This is a genomic window from Leyella stercorea DSM 18206 (assembly GCF_000235885.1).
GTDB classification, from domain to species: domain Bacteria; phylum Bacteroidota; class Bacteroidia; order Bacteroidales; family Bacteroidaceae; genus Prevotella; species Prevotella stercorea.
On record NZ_JH379436.1, the window covers coordinates 20,426 to 40,110 of the forward strand.

The window sequence follows — 19,685 nt, forward strand, 5'->3', positions numbered from 1 at the left end:
TAATGGGCATGAACAACCGTGACGGTTGACCATGCCCATATTTTATATTTTCAAACAGGGCCGGGTGTCACACGGCTATGTTTGCACTGCCTACAAAAGGGATGCTGCTATAACGAGAGATGTTACATCGTATCTTAACCGGGAACGACATGCGGGACTTATCCTGCCGATCAGTCGATATCAATGAGTTGGAAGCGGCGGTTGAAGGTGAGGTCAATTCCGTTTGTCAGTTCCACTTCGTATTCCTTCGTGTTCAGCTCTATCTTTCTCACAGTTTCTCCTCTATAATTCTCCTTCAAGTAGTTCTTGATGGGTTGCGGGATGAGCTGGCTGGGCACGATGCCTTGTTTGCAGTCAATCTCAGTAAGGTTGCCCTTCTTGTCGAACTCCAGCTTCGTGCCATTCCGCAGAACGACGTCATAGCTTCTGCTGAGAACGCCGGACTCAATTGTGGCGAGCATGACCTTCTGACCCTTGAAGTGTTTGCTGAGCAGGGTCTGGGCCTTGGCAGGGAGTTCTTTAACGTTGATGGGTTTGTCGTTGTCGGCATTTGCTACGAAACTGAATGACATCATGCAACAAACGGCAATCATCAAAATTCTCATAATTCTTTTCATAAAGCTACAAATTAAAGATTTATAATATATGATTGATGTTTTGAAGTAAATTCTACTCGTTCTTGAAGCGGACAGAAATCTTCAAACATCACACATTCAATTAGACGCAAATCGTTCGCGAAAGTTTATTACAAACATCCTTTTTCTTTCTGTTCTTCCTTTTTGTCCACAATCTGCGTGATGCGCCTGATGCTTCTGTTACGTTGGTTGATGATGAGCGGCACACGTTCTACCACCACCATAGAAGTGTCGAGGCCCAATGCCTTAGGCTCGTCGATGCCTATCTTGCTGATAAGAGCGTAGAAACTCATCAACAAGTTCTGCTGACGGTTGGCGGAACTCTCTGGATAATATACACGATGAATGATGATGAACCGGAAATCGCCAGGTATTCCGTTCTTACGAAGCGAAGGATAGGTGCTTTTTAAATCTACCTTCTTGCTTGCCACAAGGTCTTCCACCACTTGTCGCAGATAAAGACTCACACGTGGTTCTATGCGGAAACCTATGTGCATCGTCACACTATAGAGAGTGTCTGGCACCAGAGTTTTGCAGCTGTACTCAAGCGTGTCTGGAGTATCTACAAACTCCATATTTATAAACCAGTAATGATCGGCACGCTTGGGCTGCTTGTTGATGATGGAATAGAGCAGTTTGTCGTCTACGGCGCCTTCCTTGCTGGTATGGTTTACATAGACAAGGTTGGACGCGTACTTAGGTATGCTCTCGTCGGCTTTGATGTCGGAGATAATCTGATAATAGTCATCCAGCGGTTTGGTGCAGACATAATGGCGTCGTATCTTCATGGCCCGAACCCATACATACATCATTAGGAACAGGATTCCGCCAATGAGCATCGTACACCATCCTCCAGCGAGAAACTTTGACAGGTTGGCTGCCAGAAAGATGGCTTCGATGGTGCAGTATGCGCCCATAAACAGCAGCGTGAAGACTCGTGCCACGCCCTTGCTGTGCAGGTAGAAACCTAGCAGCAGGGTAGTCATCAGCATGGTGATAGTGATGGCGAGTCCGTACGCAGCCTCCATGTGTGAGGAGTCGCGAAAGAGAAGGATGATGAGAACCACGCCGATGTACATGGCAAGGTTGATCATCGGGATATAGAGTTGTCCTTTTACATGAGTAGGATGCTTTATACGCATACGCGGCCAGAAGTGCAGGTTCATGGCTTCGCTCAATATGGAGAAGGTGCCGCTGATAAGTGCCTGACTTGCCACGATAGCCGCACCCGTGGCCATGATGATGGCGAAGATCAACATGCTCTGCGGCATTATGGAAAAGAACGGATTCACGGACAAGGCTGTTGGCACATGGTTCAGCACCCAAGCGCCCTGTCCCAGATAGTTGAGAATGAGCATGGTCTTTACAAATGCCCAACTGATGGTGATGTTTTTTCTGCCACAATGTCCCAAGTCGGAGTAGAGAGCCTCGGCACCGGTAGTGCAGAGAAACACGGCGCCAAGGATTAAGAACCATTCAGGCGATTGTGTTAGCAGAACAACTGCGTAATAGGGATTGAAAGCCTTCAGTATCATGGGGTAAGACGTGATGCTGAAGGCTCCCACCACGCCCAGCAGCAGAAACCATAGCAGCATGAATACTCCAAACGACTTGCCTATGCTCTCTGTGCCAAACCGCTGTACGAAGAAGATGATGGTGATGATGGCAAGTGTAATTGGGATGACCGGCAGATCAGGACTGATGCTTTCGAGTCCTTCGATGGCTGTGGTAACCGTGATGGCAGGGGTGATGATTCCGTCAGCCAACAAGGTGCTGGCGCCTATGATAGCCAATATGTATATCCACTTGCTCTTGAGTCGACGCAACAGGGCGTAGAGGGCGAGAATGCCTCCTTCGCCATTGTTGTCGGCACGCAGCGCCACACATACGTATTTGATGGTTGTCTGTAGGGTGAGTGTCCAGATGATGCAGGATAATGCGCCCAGTATGGTGCTCTCGTCGATGGTCTCGCCTGTATGCAGGATGGCCTTCATCACATATAGGGGTGATGTTCCGATGTCGCCAAACACGATGCCTAAAGTGACGAGCAATCCCAAGAAGCTTATTCGATGATGGTTGCAGACTACCGATTTTTTTGTATCTTCTCTCATGTTTTTCTCTTTTTTATTAAACAATGTTATCCTTTAGATTATCAAATTGTCCGCAAAGGTATAAACATGAGAGGTAAGATATGATTTGTTTAACAAGAATTATCTTATTTAACATCTTGTGAAAGATATGAAGCTGGTAAAACTTTTCAAACAAAATAAATTAAGGCTGATACTTCTCACGAGGTATCAGCCTTTCTTGTTACCTTTGTTTTTGAAAATATTAATTCAAGTAACTATGAAAAAGGTGCACATTTTAGCGGACAGCCGATGTGTGGACAGCTAATAAATTTGCTCAGCAAGGAAGAAATTCTCAAATTCAGTCGCGAACATAACGGAGAACGCTACGTTAAGCTTTTTGATGCCTACCAGCATCTGGTTATAATGCTTTACGCCGTTATCAAGAGATTTAACTTATTGCGTAAAATTACCGACTTCATGTTTCCCGAGGCACGTAAGCTCGCTCATCTTGGCATAAAGACCATGCCAAGGAGCTGCACATTGTCGGACGCCAACGCCAGCAGGCCCGCAGCCATGTATGAGGACACATACCGCAGCCAGTATGTCAGATACAATGACGAACTTTCCTCGGACAGCCGAAACCGGCAGGTCTCCTCATGGCTCACCCGTCTGCAAATCATCAACTCCACTATAATAACCTTATTATTGCTGTCCGCTAAAACTCCAAAGAGCATAAATTTCCTACCGAAGTCCAGTTTTAACGGACTTATAAGCGTAATATCCGAATTTATAACGACTATTCGCACGTTTCAATATAGAATGGTAAATGATTAAAGCTATAAGTTTATTGCTTATATAGGCAAATCAGGCTCTATTGAAGAGAATGGCTCAAAGATGTATGAACGGTATAAGGTCCAGTTACAATTCTATTCAACATCTTTATATTTCCATATATACCCACCTGCAGATTTTCTTTGTCCTTTACATACTGCAGATATTTTGCCATTTGCAATCGAATATTTTATTTCTGCTTTCCTTATGCTATTCCACTCTTTAACAAATTTTCCTTCTTTCGTGTATTGTAATACAGCCTTTGGAGTTGGTTGATGTGTAGGCGTAAATTGATTTATATCAGTATTATCATCTTCGTATCGAAATACGTATCCATGCGTACTTTTTGAGTCATGTCTTGCTGTAGATAAAATATATTGTCTATCAATTCCTGTCGCTATCGCTGCTTTCTTTGGAGAGTCATATCTAGCAATTTCATTTAGTTTTAAATCAAATTGGATTATTGTTTTTTTCTTTTCATTAAGGCTGTACTTACATTTAGGACAACATGGATACAATACCATTTTATTCACTCGTTTAATCCATTGATGCCCGCATTTTGGACATTTCCAACTTGCCTTATAATCACACATTGATGTTACATCATCAGCAGTTTTTTCTTTATTATTTTCAATATCCCAAAAGACAGCAATCTCTGGATTCTTTTGTAATAAAGACCCATGTCTTGCTAAAAGAACCTCTCTCATTATTTGTGAATGATTATATTTATAACATTGGGAACAACCTTTTCCATTTGCTCTATTATCTGGTGTCGCTGTCCATACATAACCACAGATATGGCATTTCCACTAAACGACTTCCGAATAGTGAGACGGGATTTTGTTAGGAAATACATTCAAGGTCTCATTTTTCTCATAAAACCAATCTTTCAATAATTCTGGATATTTTTCAGCAAAAGATCCATTCTTTTTTACATATGTTTTGCGTTTGGTCACTTTGCGTAGCTCTTCTGCACAATATGGGCATCCTGTTCCTTGAATCCTATCAGCAACAGTTGCCGTCCATTTATGTTCAGGAAAATTCTTGCAAATCCAATATACTTTTTGTTTACTATTACCGGCGGATATATTGTTTGGCATTATACCCTGTTTCCCATTCTCTTTGTAATCCCATTCGTCAAGTAATTGAGGACTTTTTGTTGCAAAGTCATTAAATCCAATCAGTAACTTTACACCGGCACAATATGGACAACCATAGCCTTGTGTTCTGCTTGAAGAAGGTGCATACCAACTATGTCCATTCTTGCACTTCCAATATAGTTTTAAACTTGAGCCACGGCTAATACATTCTGGGTCTATATTTCCGTTCTTTTCATAGTCCCATTCAGTAAGCAAATGAGGATAAAGTCTTGCAATGCTATTCTCTTTCTTTCTTGTGAGATAAGATTCCTTTATGGCAACTTTGTTTTTCTCTACATCAATTGCAACATATGGAATACCTATCAAATAACAAAGATTTTCTATAGCATAATTTAAATATGCGTAATTTTTGTCATAAATAACATGAACAGCATCTTTTTTCACACTAAAATATTCAGACTCTATAACTCTATATAACTTTATTCCCATTTTTTGCAGAAGAACTTCTTTTCTTTCGTCTCTTGCCTTCTGTTTAGGTGTTTTATGCTTTGGCCCATCATATTCAATTCCTATCATTTTTGAGGGAATAAATATATCTATATGAGAATTGTTTTCTAATTTATATCCATTTATGCATTCTATATGTTGGTTAAAGTAAAAATATAACACTTGCTCAGGAAATGATGTATGCATCTCCCTCTGACAAATAGGACATTCACCAGACGTTCTATGCAATCTGTAAGACACACTATTCTTCCAATGATGCCCACGTTTACATACCCAATGAACTTGTGTCTTGGTGTCATGATTAGTAACATCCTCCGAGAATATGCCTTCTTGTTCGTTTTTCTCATAATCCCATTCCTTTAACAATTCTGGATTTGTTATTGTTATAGGATCTTCTCCATATCGCTGATTAGTTCTACCTTTTATTGCACATCTCTTACATGGGAACATTTTCTTAGCATGGCTTTGAATACTTGTCGGAGTTTCACTTTTATAGCCACACACATGACATTTCCAATAAATAAGTTTATTTGACCCAGATAGAAAATCAGATGGTTTGTATGGTTGATTCCTTTCATCATCATAGTCCCAATCTAATGCTCTTTCTGGATAGTTATCTTCAAAACTACCCTCCTTTAGGATTCGTTTCAATATATATGATTTCTTGTAAGGATCATTCATTTTATCACACTTCTAAGTTTGTCAATCCAAAGCTATTCAAGGAAAAGACCTTCCATAACACGAAGTCCATTACTGGCATATTCGTTATCAGGAGAAATATAAAAGCCTTTTGACATTAGTTTTGAGGCATATTCGTTGGCTGTGCCATCTATAGGGAATCCAAGGAACTTCAAATGTTCCTCAGAAAAAGTTTGTGTGAAGCACAAAAACGAAATGATAAATATTATAAGTCGTTTCATATTTTAATGTTTAAATGTATATTCAATAATTACCCTTATAAGGTGGATTAACCATTATAATATCTATATTATGTAAAACTATGGTGTTTCCTGCAATTCACGAATAGCATTTGGATTTTCTTTTTCTTTATTATATAATTCACGAGAAACTTTCTCGTACTTAGTTTCAACTGCAAGAAAATCGTCAATATCTTCTTCCAGAAGTTGGTCTAATATCAATTGGGTGCGTTCTATATAGTCTTGAAAGCATAACAGCATAAATCCTGGAAGTCTTTTATGTTTATTATGTCCATGAAATTGATATATTGCATCTTTAATACTATTAGAATCATACATGAACATATCGAATCCTTGAAGCTTTCTTTTAGTATCCGTGTGATAGAAATTATATACAAGAAGACCAATAGTAGGTTTAAGTTGTAGATAAAGAAAACGGAGTTTTTCAAGCTTATTATTTCTTACGACAGTTTCATATTCTTCCACAAATCCGTATTGTGAAAGTAATAAGTTCGTTTCAAAACAGTCTTTATTATGTTTGTTAGTAACATCTTTCATGTTTTTTCTGTGTTTATATGATTTTAGGGCTTGAAACATAGTTCTTCAAACCTATGCAAAGTTACAAAAAAACTTTAGATAAGCACTAAGATATAAGGCAATAATAATTAAGAATAGCATGAGTATAGTCAACCATCTTGTTCTCGCAATCTTAATCTCCGCTGTAGAAATAATATATTTAGGATCAAATGCCTTATCATTCAATTCCAAATCGCACAGATTAAGTATTATTATTTCCGTCGAAACGTCACCGTTCGCGTCCGCCGTCCGATCAGATTGCGTTCGCCGTCCAATCGGGTTGCGTTCGGGGTCTGATCGGACGGCGTACGGGTGCCGATGACTTTTGCAAAGAGTTGCTATAGTCCGCAGAGCATTCGGTAGGGGCAAAGCTCGCACTTCTTTCTGTCGTCAGTAGGTGTGAAGGGGACGTTGGGGGAATACATGTCGGCTACGGTCTCCTTGAGTTTTGTGAGGAACTCCTCCTCGTAGACCGTCACGTCGCTTATCGGGTGTTTGTCGATGCAGAGCGTCGGGTCGTAGTGGTTGGCGGGGGCTTGCTTTATGAAGAGCAGGGCTGGGCTGACGGGGTGGTCAGCGGGGTTCCAACGCTTGGAACGGCTGACGATGAGGGAGTAGAGTATCGCCTGGAGGTAGTAGTTGGAGTGTTTGGTGCGGATGTTGTTGGGGTCGAAGATTTCGTCGATGCTCTTTATTGGGCTGGAGGGTTGGTTGCCGGTCTTGTAGTCGACGACGCGTATGCGTGGCTTGCCGGTCTGCTTGTCGGTGAGGATGTCGAGGCGGTCGATGATGCCGCCGATGGTGAGGTGGTGGTGAGATGGTGAGGTGGTGAGGTGGTGAGATGGTGTGGTGGTGAAGGACAGCTGCGTGTACACCTTCGCTTCTTCCTCCATAGCCAGGATGCTGAACGGGCAGAGCTGCTGGTCGATCTTGAGGAGCTTGGTGATGTACTGGATTATCACCTCGCGGTTGATAATCTGCAGTCCGTTGTTGGTCTTGCATTCCTCCTCCTCGAAGGCGCGGTCGACGACGTTTGCCAGGAGGGTGCGGTTGCTGAGGTAGGCCTGTATGTGAGCCTTCTCGATAACCGGACTATGGTCGCTGATGTCCTTATATATAAGGTATGCCGCGCGGTGGAATATGTTGCCGAACATGCGGTTGTCGATAGTCTCGGGGTCGCTGTCAGGTTCCTTTATGTGTGCTATGTACTGGTAGTAGAACGCCAGTTTGCAGCGTATGTACGTGTTGATAGCCGAGGGCGAGAGGCGGCTCATCTCCTCGAGCTTGCTGAGGGCAGTCTCGTCTTTCTCTATGGGTTTCGGCATCAGAGGCGTCGGCTGGTTCTTCGCCGTCAGACTGTAGTAGTCTATCTTCTGTCCGCTCTCCACGAGCAGCTGCAGCATGAAGCGGCTCATCTCGCCGGTGTGTCCGTTGTCGGTGGAGTTGTTGTAGGCGATGGTGATGTCGCGGGCGCGCTGCAACAGGCGGTGGAAGTAGTAGGAGTAGAGGGCTACCTTGTTGTCGATGGTGGTGAGTCCGTGCGCCTTGCGTATGGAGTAGGGTATGAACGACGAGTCGTTGATGCCCTTGGGCATGTTGCCTTCGTTGCAGGAGAGGAGGAGGAGGTGGTCGAAGTCGATGTTGCGCGTCTCGAGCACGCCCATTATCTGTACGCCCACAACGGGCTCGCCGTGGAAGGGTATGGACGAGGAGCTGACGAGCTGGGAGACGAGTCGGCGCAGCGTGGTGTTGTCGACGAGGAGGTCGCCGCTGTCGGCTAATGTGGCGAGGCGGTTGAGTATGGTGTACATGCGGAAGACTGACTCCTGCGTGAGTGGGTCGCCCTCGGGCTTTGTGGCTATGCCCACCTGCTTTATGAGGGTGGCGATGTGGTGAAGGATGGGTGAGGTGGTGAGGTGGTGAGATGGTGAATTTGGTTGGTGCACTTGAGACAAGTGCACCCCCTGAATGTGGTGTGCGTAGGGGTGCGCCATGAGCTTCTTAAGGTAGTGGGGGTTGAGGGCGGTGCCCTTCTTGCGCAAGCCGAGCGTGTAGAGGTCGAAGAGCAGCATCACGAGCGAGGCTACGGGCGTCATGGCGAGGGGGAAACCGCTTGTGATGTTGACCTTGTCGGCTTCGGGCGGCAGGCTGTGCATGATGGGCAGCAGTATGCTCTCGTCGCACATCACTATGGCTGTCTTGCGGCCGGCACGGTAGCGGTGGTTCTCGAGGAGCCAGTTGCTCGCGAAGCGCGCCTGCGCGTTCTCCGTGGGCGAGGAGATGAAGCGTATGCGTTTGGGTCGGCGCATGTTGGCGTAGATGTCGGGGTCGGTGTTGTCGAGCTCGTTGGGGAAGTCGGAGATGTTGAGGTGTTGAGATGGTGAGGTGGTGAGATTGGTTGGTGCACTTGAGACAAGTGCACCCCCTGAGAGGTGGTGAGATGGTGAGGTGGTGAGGTGGTGAGATGGTGAGGTGTTGAGGTGGTGAGATGGTGAGGTGTTGAGGTGTTGAGATGGTGAGGTGTTGAGGTGGTGAGATGGTGAGGGCATGTAGTATTCGTCGAAGTCCCAGTAGAACTTCGCCTTGCCCTCCTTCATCAGTCGGCTGAACAGCACGCGCTCCACCTTCTGCAGGAGGTTGAAGCCTACGAACAGATACTTGTCGTACTTCATCTGCAGCGTCTCCTCGCTCACCACCTTTCTATATATGGCGCCCTCGTAGCCTATGCCCTGCTCGGTGAGGCGGCGGTTGTAGTCGTGGTAGATGTCGCCGAAGTGAGACCACAGACTGAGGAAACGCTTCTTCAGTTCGGAGTCGATGTCGTCGCTGAAGTTGGCGAAGAAGCGCGCAAGCATCTCCTTCTGCTCGTTGTCGAGATAAGATATGTCGTCGAGCTCGTGAATGTCCTTAAGGTTGCAGAATATGCTGTCGGCGTCAGCCATGTTCTTGTCGATGTCGTCGAAGTCGGCAAGCAGCAGCTGTCCCCAGCCGTAGAAGTGGTCGAGTGTCTCGTCGATGCCCGTACACTTCGTGAACGACTTGTGTATGTCGCATATCAGCTTTATAGGGTCGGCGGTCTTGAGGTCGGTATGCTGGCGGAAGAGGTCGCTGATGGTGATGTACGCAGGGCTCCATATGGGCTGACCAGCAATGCGCGCAAGATGCTCGTTGAGGAACAGAGCGGCACGCTTGTTGGGGAACACGACGGCGATGCGCGAGAGGTCGGTGCCGTACTTGCCGATTATATCTTCTGCGACATATTCTAAGAATGTCTTGTTCATGTTGTTTTCCTTTTTTGTTAAACTTCAACGATGTTGTCCGAATAGACGTACCAGAGGTAGCCCTTCACGTCGGTGTAGCCCATGTTGTGCGTGAGCGATATGTAGCGCTGCACCTGGTCGGTGTGCTCGGGCTGCGGCTTGCCGAACTTGAAGTCGACAATCTGCACCTCGTCGCCGCGTTTCATCACGCGGTCGGGGCGGTGCTCCGTCAGCTTGTCGGTGTGTGGGTCGTAGCTGAGGATGGAACACTCGTTGAAGAGCGTCCAGCCGCTACCGAACCACTCCTTCACCTTTGGGTTAGAGAAGCGCTTGTGGAGCATGTTCTTCAGTTTGTTAGGCGTGATGACGCTTTCGTCGAACAGACCTTCCATCTCCATGTCGTGCAGACAGCGGTCTACGTCGGCGGCGGTCTCGATGTTAGAGAACAGATAGTGGAGTAGCAGACCCGTCTTGATGTACGACTGCTGCTCTGCCTGCTCGTCGTCAGCTTCGTCGTTGATGAAGTCGCGACTCTTGTTGCTCTGCTTGAACTCTACGTTCGAGGCGTAGGTCTTCATCGGCAGCAGGAGGTTCTCTACGTGCGGCGTGAAGATGTTCGGCTCCTCAGCCTTTTTCTTCTCCTTGGTGGTGTCTATCTCGCCGTAAGTGAGGGTGAGGTGGTGAGATGGTGAGGTGGTGAGGTCGCCTTCGAGCGAGCAGTCGGGCAGCTGCATGTCGCTTATCGCTTGCTCTATCACGTACGAACGCAGCGACGCGTTGCCGCGGCGTGCGAATACGATTAGGCTGCGCTCGGCGCGCGTGAACGCCACGTAGAGCAGGTTGAGGTTGTCTACGCAGTTCTGCAGATGCTCCACGATGTAGTCGCGCTCGTATATTGTGCCCATCATCTGTTTTGCGCTGAAGTCTACCGGCACAAGCGGCAGCTCGTTGAACGGAGCCTCCGTAGGCTCGCACCATATAGTGTTGGTCTTCTCCATGCGCCAGTCGCAGAACGGAATGATGACGTGCTTGAACTCCAGACCCTTACTCTTGTGTATGGTGATAAGGCGTATGCCGTCGATGGAGCGTGCCTGGATGGTGTTCGACGCGAAGTTCTCGTTCCACTCCTCAACGAAGTCGTCGAGTGTGGCCGTGTTTGAGGTGAGGAAACTGGTGAGGCAGTCGAAGAAAGCGTATACGTAGGCGTCCTCGCCCACGATGCGCTCAAGACTGAATATCTTGTAAAGACGTTCGGCAAGTTCGTAGATAGGCATCTGGAGCAGTTCGTCGTTGTGGTCGCGGTAGTTGGCAGGCAACGCTTCCTCTACGCCCTCCTCGGTAGAAACCATGCGGTTGGCAGCTTCGAGGTCTACGCCCTTCACCTTCGTGAGGTAAGCCTTTGCGATGTACGCCCGTGTCAGTTTGTCGTCCTGGTGCGTCAGCGAGTGCATCGCCGCTACGAGGATGTTCAGCGCCGTAGAGTTGTCGAGACGGAAAGCCTCGTCAGACACAATCTTCAGTTCGGGACGCATACAGGCGAAGTGCTCCGCAATCTGCTGTATGGTGTTGTTGGAGCGCACGATGATGGCTATGTCCGAAGGGTCGGCTCCGCATTCTATCAGATGGTCTACTGTCTCGACCGTCTTGTTGAGTGTGATGTCGGTGTAGTCGTCCTGCGGAAGCAGCTCGATATGTACGTATCCGGTGTCCTCGCGCTTGTCGGGCACCTGCTGGCACACGTCGGCATACGCACTCTTCAGCTGTTCGGCAAGCTGCATGTCGTCCTCGCCGCAGCACTCCTTAAGGTCGTTGAACTCTATCTCGGCGGCACGCTCGAAGAAAGCGTTGTTGAAGTTGATGACACGGCGCGACGAACGGTAGTTGTGCGTCAGCGTGCGTATGTCGAGCATGTCGCTCACCTGCGGAAACTCGCCCTTGATGTTGTTCAGCATACGCCAGTCGCCCGAACGCCAGCGATAGATGCTCTGCTTCACGTCGCCCACAATCAGGTTGCCGTGCTCTTCGCTGTGGCTCATGCACTCCTCGAGCAGCACCTTGAAGTTCTGCCATTGCACGGTGCTCGTGTCCTGGAACTCGTCGATCATCACGTTCTCCAGATGCGAGCCTATCTTCTCGAAGATGAACGGTGAGTCGGTGTCCTTGATGAGCGAATGGAGTAGGGTGTGGGTGTCGCTGAGCAGGAAGCGGTTTGCCTCGACGTTCATCTCGCGCACCTTCCGCTCAATGCTGTTGAGCAGGCGCAGCTGGTTGAGATGCTTCAGTGTGAGTACCGCCGATGCGTACATCTTCCAGTTGCTCCGGCGTGTTGCTTCCGCCTTTTCGAGAAGCGGCACGATGGTCTCCTCGGCGAAGTGACGCAGCGATGGCGGTGCACTCTTCTTCGTCCAGCAGTCGGCAGAGCCTTCGTCGAGCGCCTTCTGCACTCTGCTGGTGATGATGCTCTCGTCGTATTGTCCGTTCTGCAGTTTGATGAAGTAGCCGGCAGGTCCCGACTTGCCGTAGCTAAGGTCGGCGATGTCAACACCTTCCGTTTCGAGAGCCTCGAAGAACTCCGCCGCAACACTTTTCAGTTCCGCTTCGGCTTCGTCGCGTATGGTTCTGATGCGCTTAGTGTACTGCTCGAAGAAGCCCTTTTCGTGCAGCAATGTGTTAAGCTCCTTGCTCTTTGTCTTGTAGAACTCGCGGAAGATGTTCTCGCCGAACGACTTTATGTAGCCTATGACGTTCCAGTTCTTGTCGTCGTCGATGTTCTCCTTTATATAACCGAGAATCCACTTCAGCAGTTCGTCCTTTTCGCCCAGTTCGTCGATCATCTCGTCGACGGCGATGCTCTCAATCTGTCGGTCGTTAAGCTCGATGCGCAGGTTGGCCGTGAGGTCGAGCTCGCGTGCAAGATTGCGCAGCACACTCTGGAAGAACGAGTCGATGGTCTCGATGCGGAAGTAGCTGTAGCTGTGTACAATATTAAAAAGAGCGATCTTGGCGCGATCGGACATAAACTGTTCGGTCACACCAAGTTCGCTCTTTATCTTTTCTATATAATCCTTCGACTTCGGGAGCTGCTTCCATATACCATAAAGCTGACTGAGGATACGTGTCTTCATCTCCTCAGTGGCTTTGTTCGTAAACGTAACAGCGAGTGTCGAACGGAAACTCATCGGGTTCTTGATGAGCAACTTTATGTATTCTACGGATAGCGTGAACGTCTTTCCGCTACCCGCACTTGCTTTGTATACGGTAAGTGCTTTCTCTTCTGTCGGTGTCATAATGGATTGTTAGTCAATACGTGTGATAGTCATGGCGATGTCCTCAGTAGGACGGTCGGCACGGTCGGTGTCGGCGTTCTGTATAGCGTCTACAACGTCCAGTCCTTCCTCTACCTCTCCGAACACGGTGTACTCGCCATCGAGGAACGGAGTGCCGCCAATGGTTGTGTAAGCCTCCATCTGCTCAGCACTGAAGCCCACGGGATTCTGCTTGCATATCTCCTTCGCCTCTTTCATAAGGCGCTCCTGCATTTCCTGCAGTCCGGCACGGTCGCGGTTCTTGCGCATCTCCATAATCTCCTTCTTGTAGTAGGTCACAAGGTCGTTGAAGGTGATGGTCTCCTGGTTCTGCTTCATCTGCTTCTCCATCTGCTTGAGCTGTCCCTGGTTGTACTTCTCGCCGAGCACGATGTAGAACTGGCTGCCGCTCGACTCCTTGTTGGGGTTCACCTCGTCGCCTAAGCGTGCTGCAGCAAGAGCGCCGCGCTTGTGGAAGTGTGTAGGTGTGAACTCAGCCTCAATAGTGTAATCGGGGCCGCCTGCACCAAGCTGCTTTCCCTTCGGCGCATTCTTGCTGTCGGGGTCGCCGCCCTGCACCATGAAGTCCTTGATGACGCGATGGAACAGCGTTCCGTTGTAGAAACCCTCTTCAACGAGCTTCAGCATATTGTCACGATGTTTCGGGGTGTCGTCGTAGAGGCGCACGATGATGTCGCCCTTCGGTGTCTCGATCTTTATCTTTGCCATTGTTATTATATATGAGATTAGTATTTATATGCAAAATTAATTATAAATTCTGTGAATGACGAATAAACAATTGTGTAAAGCTATTGTTTGTCAGATTTTATTTTTACCTTTGTCTTCATATTAAATGTTTTTACAACATAGTAATTATGGAAGAAAAGTTCAAATTTACAGACGAAGAAAGGACAACGCTCCTTGAGATAGCCGAGCAGTTGAAGTCGCTGATGGGTGACGAGTATACGGAAGAAGATGCTGTCAAGGTACGTGCCCAAATCGAATCAGAACTCCAAGAGAATAAGATAAATAGAGATGTTTTCGGGCTAAATCCTATACTTATGAGTTTTCGCACCGCTTTGCTCGAGCTTGAGGAAATAGGCATGAAGCGCGACTGCGTGCTGTCGATATTGCTCTACAACAGCGTGGCGAACGAGAGTCTCACAATCGAGCAGGTAGAGAAGGAATACGGTGCGAGCATAGCGCATATCATCCGTGGCCTTGTACGCATTCATGAGCTATACCGCAAGTCGCCGGTGATAGAGAGCGAGAACTTTCGCAACCTTCTGCTTTCGTTCGCCGAGGACATGCGCGTGGTACTGATTATGATATCGGAGCGCGTGGTGCTTATGCGCCATATCCGCGATACGGAAAACAACGAAGCGCAGCAAAAGGTGGCCGAAGAAGCGAGTTATCTGTATGCTCCGCTGGCACACAAGCTGGGCCTCTATAAGCTGAAGAGCGAGTTGGAAGATCTCAGCCTGAAGTATCTTGAGCACGACGCCTACTATATGATAAAGGAGAAGCTGAACGAGACGAAGCGCTCTCGCGACGCATATATTGAGAAGTTCATAAAGCCTATCGCCGAGAAACTCGACGCCATGGGCATAAAGAGTCATATAAAAGGCAGAACGAAGAGCATACACTCGATATGGCAGAAGATGAAGAAGCAGCAATGCGGATTTGAGGGCATCTACGACCTCTTCGCCATACGTATCATCATCGACTCGCCGCTGAGCGAAGAGAAGATGCAATGCTGGCAGACCTACTCGCTCATCACCGATATGTACCAGCCCAACCCGAAGCGTCTGCGCGACTGGCTCTCGGTGCCGAAGTCGAACGGCTACGAGAGTCTGCACATAACCGTGCTCGGTCCGGAGCAGAAGTGGGTGGAGGTGCAGATACGCACCGAGCGCATGGACGAGATAGCCGAGAAAGGTCTGGCTGCGCACTGGCGCTATAAGGGCATCAAGGGCGATTCGGGCATAGACGATTGGCTAAACAACATACGAGCAGCGCTCGAAGCAGGCGACAGCTTGCAGCTTATGGACCAGTTCAAGATGGATCTGTACGAAGATGAGGTGTTCGTATTCACGCCGAAAGGCGATCTGCTGAAATTTCCGAAAGGATCGACCGTGCTCGACTTCGCCTACCACATACACTCAGGCGTCGGCAACAAGTGCGTCGGCGGCAAGATAAACGGCAGAAACGTGTCGTTCAGAGAGGTGCTTCACTCGGGCGACACAATAGAGATTCTGACGCAGAACAACCAGACGCCGAAGCAGGAGTGGCTGAACATCGTGCAAAGCTCGCGTGCAAAGTCGAAGATACGCCTTGCGCTGAAGGAGCTGAAGGTGAAGGACGGAGTGTTTGCGAAAGAGATGCTCGAGCGCAAGTTCAAGAACCGAAAGATAGAACTTGAGGAGAGCGTGCTCTACCATCTCATCTCGAAGATGGGCTTCAAGGAGACTTCCGACTTCTACAGACAACTCGTAGACGAGAAGATAGACATCAACGATGTTGTGGACGGATACATAGCCGAGAAAGAACACGGTGCAAACCAGAAGATGGGCGCTGCGATACGTTCGGCAGAAGAGTTTGTGCTTGACAAAGACAATAATGCAAACAGCTTCCGCACAAAGTCGTCAGACGACGAGCTGGTTATCGACCGCAACCTTAAAGGCGTGGACTACTCGCTGGCACAATGCTGCCATCCTATCTACGGCGACCAGATATTCGGCTTCGTGACCGTGAACGGCGGCATCAAGATACATTGCCAGGACTGTCCGAACGCCCCCGAACTGCGCAAGCGCTTCGGCTATCGAATAGTGAAAGCAAGATGGAGCGGCAAGGGAACATCGCAGTATAACATCACGCTGCGCGTTGTAGGAAACGACGACCTCGGCATCGTGAACAACATCACAAGCATCATCTCTAAGGAGCAAAAGATAGTGATGAAGTCGATAAACATCGACAGTCACGACGGACTGTTCAGCGGCAATCTCAACGTGCTTATCGACGACACGTCGAAGCTCGACGCATTGTTGAAGAAGCTGCGCACCGTGAAGGGAGTAAAGTCGGTTACACGTTTGTAAAGATAAAGTTGTACTTTTTATATACAAAATAAAGCCTTGGTAAATGTATGTACATTCTTGTGTATGAATGTTTTACTAAGGCTTTATTAAATTTTTATATAATGCTTATTCGGCGATTGCAGCGTCAAGTTCCTTTATGCCTTTTGTGGTGCAAATACCGCGCAGATAAAGGAAAATGGTGTTGTGCATGATTGTAGTTATGCTATATTCTTTATACATTTGGGTTTCCATAGCGTAGTTGGCAGACGCAGAACTTGTTTTAAGAATAATGTCGAAGTTGATGTCCGAACGGAAGAACCCCTCTCTTACACCACGTCTGAAGAATAGCAAGGCGTTGTTGTGGCGTTCAGCATTTAACTGTTCGAGATATGCTACAACCTGCTTGTACTTGCGTAGTTCAACTAAGAATAAAGGAGATACGTCCGCAATAGCAAGTAGTTTCTTCTTGTAAAACTCGATAATGATATCCATCACACTATGATTCTTGTTCTGGCTATACTGCACCATGTGGTCGTTGAACTCCTCCTCATGAATACGCACCGCCTCAAGCAGAAGCTCCTCTTTGTTAGAGTAAATCTCATACAACGTGCGTTTGGATATAGCAAGAGCATTTGCTATGTCATCCATTTTTACAGACTTCACGCCTTTGTGTAAAAATTCTGTCATAGCAGCCTTTAGTATTCTGTTGCGCAATTCCAACTTATAGCATGTTTGAGAACTTTCCTTGTGCATAAATCTTTGTTTATAATATGATGAATATCGCAATAATTTTTCACAAAAGTATAAAAAAACTTTCAAAGTGTTGCGAGTTTTTATGTTATTTTAAATAAAACGGGCGAAACAATCTTTTAAGCAATGCTTTTAATCCAAGCTTTTTCAGTAACTTTGCGGTGAAATTCTATATCTAATAATTATTTAATACAATGGTTAAAATCACAAAAGAAAGTGCATTGGAGTATCACGAAAGTGGACGTCCTGGCAAAATTGAGGTGAAGCCGACCAAGCCTTACCACACCCAGACCGACCTTAGTTTGGCGTATTCTCCTGGTGTAGCTTTCCCGTGTCTCGAGATTCAGCAGAATCCGGACGATGTGTATAAGTACACAGACAAAGGCAATCTTGTCGCCGTCATTTCAAACGGCACCGCCGTATTAGGTCTTGGCGACATTGGAGCAATGAGCGGTAAACCAGTTATGGAAGGCAAAGGCCTGCTCTTTAAAATATATGGCGGCATCGACGTATTCGATATCGAGGTTGCTGAAAAGGATCCGGAGAAGTTCTGCGAGGCAGTAGAGAAGATTGCGCCTACCTTCGGCGGCATCAACCTTGAGGATATTAAGGCACCAGAGTGCTTCTATATTGAAGAGCGTCTGAAGAAGACCCTCGACATCCCCGTGATGCACGACGACCAGCACGGCACAGCCATCATTTCGGCAGCCGGTTTGAAGAATGCGCTTGAGGTAGCCGGCAAGAACATCGCCGACGTAAAGATTGTTGTAAACGGAGCAGGTGCAGCTGCCATAAGCTGCACAAAGTTATACGTAGCGCTTGGCGCAAGAGTGGAGAATATCGTGATGCTCGACTCGAAGGGTGTTATCACCGCCGACCGTCCGAACCTCACTCCGCAGAAGGCTCTGTTCGCTACAAAGCGTACGGATGTACACACCCTTGAGGAAGCCGTGAAGGGCGCCGACGTGTTCGTCGGACTCTCTAAGGGCAACGTGCTCTCGCAGGATATGATTCGCTCTATGGCAGACCAGCCAATCGTGTTCGCTCTTGCCAATCCCGTGCCCGAGATCAGCTACGAGGACGCAATGGCAAGCCGCCCCGACGTGCTCATGTCTACTGGCAGAAGCGACTATCCCAACCAGATTAACAACGTAATCGGTTTCCCGTACATCTTCCGTGGAGCACTCGACGTTCACGCCAAGGCTATCAACGAGGAGATGAAGATGGCTGCCGTTCATGCCATTGCCGACCTCGCGAAGCAGCTAGTGCCAGATATCGTGAATGAGGTATATCACGTTAACGATCTCACGTTCGGTCCGAAATACTTCATCCCGAAACCCGTCGACCCCCGTCTTATCACAGAGGTGAGTGCGGCTGTTGCCAAGGCTGCAATGGAGAGTGGAGTAGCACGCAAAGCCATCACCGACTGGGACGCCTACAAGAAGAATCTTATGGAGCTGCTGGGTCAGGAGACAAAGCTCACACGCAACCTCCACGACACAGCCCGTCTGCATCCGCAGCGCGTAGTGTTCGCCGAGGGCGGTCACCCGTCTATGATGAAGGCTGCCGTTCAGGCACGCCTTGAGGGCATCTGCCATCCAGTACTTCTCGGCAACCCCGATCGTCTGCAACGACTTGCCCAGCGTCTGAAGCTAAGTCTTGAGGGCATTGACATCGTAGACATGCGTGCCGATCAGGAGCAGGGACGCCGTGCCACATACGCTAAGCATCTCGCGAAGAAGCGTGCACGTCAGGGCTACACCTTCGAGGAGGCATACGACAAGATGTATGAGCGCAACTACTTCGGTATGATGATGGTAGAGACGGGCGATGCCGATGCATTCATCACCGGTCTTTACACTAAGTATTCTAACACTATCAAGGTTGCGAAGGAGGTGATTGGTATTCGTAAGGAGTATAGCACATTTGCAACAATGCATATCCTTAATACAAAAAAAGGCGTATTCTTTGTGTCTGACACACTCATCAACCGCCATCCCGACGAGCATATTCTTGCCGATGTGGCACGCCTCTCGGCTAACACCGTACGCTTCTTCAACGAGGAACCTAACATAGCAATGATTAGCTACTCTAACTTCGGCACCGACGAGGTAGGTAGCCCGGTTAAGGTACATGCGGCAGTCGATGATTTGCAGCAACGCTACCCTGAATTGTGTATCGATGGCGAGATGCAGGTGAACTTTGCGCTAAATAAGCAGTTGCGCGATGACAAGTATCCATTCACACGTCTGAAGGGTAAAGATGTCAACACTCTCGTGTTCCCGAATATGAGCAGTGCACAGAGTAGCTACAAAATGTTGCAGGCACTTGACCCGGATGCCGAGATCATAGGCCCGATTCAGATGGGCTTGAATAAGCCAATCCACTTTACCGACTTTGAGAGTTCGGTACGTGACATAGTGAACATTACGGCTGTGGCTGTGATTGATGCTTATGTTACAAAGAAGATAAGTGGACATAATTAATTACAATTGAGAACAGACCGTTCGGAGTTTCATGTTATGAAATGCACGATTGTGGCAACTCCGAATGGTCTGTTCTCATTTTTTTTCATTTGACAAGCTTTTGTGAAAATCCTATATATTGTCCTTTAGTTCTTTAGATATTGTGATTAAGTGGCACTTCTACAATGTTTAAGTG

General features: G+C 47.8%; 13 protein-coding genes and 1 pseudogene. 3 read left to right on the forward strand and 11 right to left on the reverse strand.

Annotation, left to right across the window (positions count from 1 at the left end):
• Positions 1-170 precede the first annotated feature (170 nt).
• Both HMPREF0673_RS07240 and HMPREF0673_RS07245 read right to left on the reverse strand, forming a co-directional pair.
• A complete protein-coding gene (locus tag HMPREF0673_RS07240; RefSeq protein WP_040596635.1) occupies positions 171-605 on the reverse strand; it encodes a PepSY-like domain-containing protein in 435 nt (144 codons plus the stop codon).
• A 140-nt stretch (positions 606-745) separates the two neighbouring features.
• Positions 746-2,746, reverse strand: coding sequence for a KUP/HAK/KT family potassium transporter (locus tag HMPREF0673_RS07245; RefSeq protein ID WP_040596636.1), 2,001 nt, complete (start codon positions 2,744-2,746; stop codon positions 746-748).
• A 267-nt stretch (positions 2,747-3,013) separates the two neighbouring features.
• On the opposite strand from HMPREF0673_RS07245, the gene HMPREF0673_RS14885 reads away from it, so the two are divergent.
• On the forward strand, positions 3,014-3,538 hold the full coding sequence (locus tag HMPREF0673_RS14885) for a DUF4372 domain-containing protein (protein WP_007900242.1): 525 nt from the start codon (positions 3,014-3,016) through the stop codon (positions 3,536-3,538).
• 92 nt (positions 3,539-3,630) lie between these two features.
• Here the strand turns inward: HMPREF0673_RS14885 and HMPREF0673_RS07255 are convergent, their stop codons facing one another.
• From HMPREF0673_RS07255 to HMPREF0673_RS07285, 8 genes and pseudogenes are all read right to left on the reverse strand, one after another.
• A complete protein-coding gene (locus HMPREF0673_RS07255) occupies positions 3,631-4,242 on the reverse strand; it encodes a zinc-ribbon domain-containing protein (protein ID WP_007900243.1) in 612 nt (203 codons plus the stop codon).
• Positions 4,243-4,275: 33 nt separating this feature from the next.
• A pseudogene (locus tag HMPREF0673_RS15090) lies at positions 4,276-4,332 on the reverse strand (hypothetical protein); the annotation flags it as partial.
• A 12-nt stretch (positions 4,333-4,344) separates the two neighbouring features.
• The gene (locus HMPREF0673_RS07260; RefSeq protein ID WP_172633647.1) at positions 4,345-5,793 is read right to left on the reverse strand and encodes a zinc-ribbon domain-containing protein; all 1,449 of its coding nucleotides are present in this window, start codon (positions 5,791-5,793) and stop codon (positions 4,345-4,347) included.
• 62 nt (positions 5,794-5,855) lie between these two features.
• Positions 5,856-6,062 (reverse strand): hypothetical protein, encoded by a 207-nt coding sequence (locus tag HMPREF0673_RS07265; protein WP_007900245.1) that lies wholly within the window; start codon positions 6,060-6,062, stop codon positions 5,856-5,858.
• 78 nt (positions 6,063-6,140) lie between these two features.
• Positions 6,141-6,617, reverse strand: a complete 477-nt coding sequence (locus HMPREF0673_RS07270) for a hypothetical protein (protein WP_157591657.1) — start codon at positions 6,615-6,617, stop codon at positions 6,141-6,143.
• A 356-nt stretch (positions 6,618-6,973) separates the two neighbouring features.
• Positions 6,974-9,916 (reverse strand): PD-(D/E)XK nuclease family protein, encoded by a 2,943-nt coding sequence (locus HMPREF0673_RS07275; RefSeq protein WP_007900248.1) that lies wholly within the window; start codon positions 9,914-9,916, stop codon positions 6,974-6,976.
• Between the two features lie 17 nt (positions 9,917-9,933).
• Entirely contained in the window at positions 9,934-13,182 is a 3,249-nt protein-coding gene (locus tag HMPREF0673_RS07280; RefSeq protein WP_007900249.1) for a UvrD-helicase domain-containing protein, read from the reverse strand.
• 9 nt (positions 13,183-13,191) lie between these two features.
• The gene (locus tag HMPREF0673_RS07285; RefSeq protein ID WP_007900250.1) at positions 13,192-13,929 is read right to left on the reverse strand and encodes a peptidylprolyl isomerase; all 738 of its coding nucleotides are present in this window, start codon (positions 13,927-13,929) and stop codon (positions 13,192-13,194) included.
• Positions 13,930-14,075: 146 nt separating this feature from the next.
• On the opposite strand from HMPREF0673_RS07285, the gene HMPREF0673_RS07290 reads away from it, so the two are divergent.
• The gene (locus HMPREF0673_RS07290) at positions 14,076-16,295 is read left to right on the forward strand and encodes a RelA/SpoT family protein (RefSeq protein ID WP_007900251.1); all 2,220 of its coding nucleotides are present in this window, start codon (positions 14,076-14,078) and stop codon (positions 16,293-16,295) included.
• A 105-nt stretch (positions 16,296-16,400) separates the two neighbouring features.
• Here HMPREF0673_RS07290 and HMPREF0673_RS07295 read toward each other — a convergent pair whose 3' ends face one another.
• Positions 16,401-17,027 (reverse strand): TetR/AcrR family transcriptional regulator, encoded by a 627-nt coding sequence (locus HMPREF0673_RS07295; protein ID WP_007900252.1) that lies wholly within the window; start codon positions 17,025-17,027, stop codon positions 16,401-16,403.
• 191 nt (positions 17,028-17,218) lie between these two features.
• On the opposite strand from HMPREF0673_RS07295, the gene HMPREF0673_RS07300 reads away from it, so the two are divergent.
• Positions 17,219-19,510 (forward strand): NADP-dependent malic enzyme, encoded by a 2,292-nt coding sequence (locus HMPREF0673_RS07300; RefSeq protein ID WP_007900253.1) that lies wholly within the window; start codon positions 17,219-17,221, stop codon positions 19,508-19,510.
• The last annotated feature ends 175 nt before the right edge of the window (positions 19,511-19,685 follow it).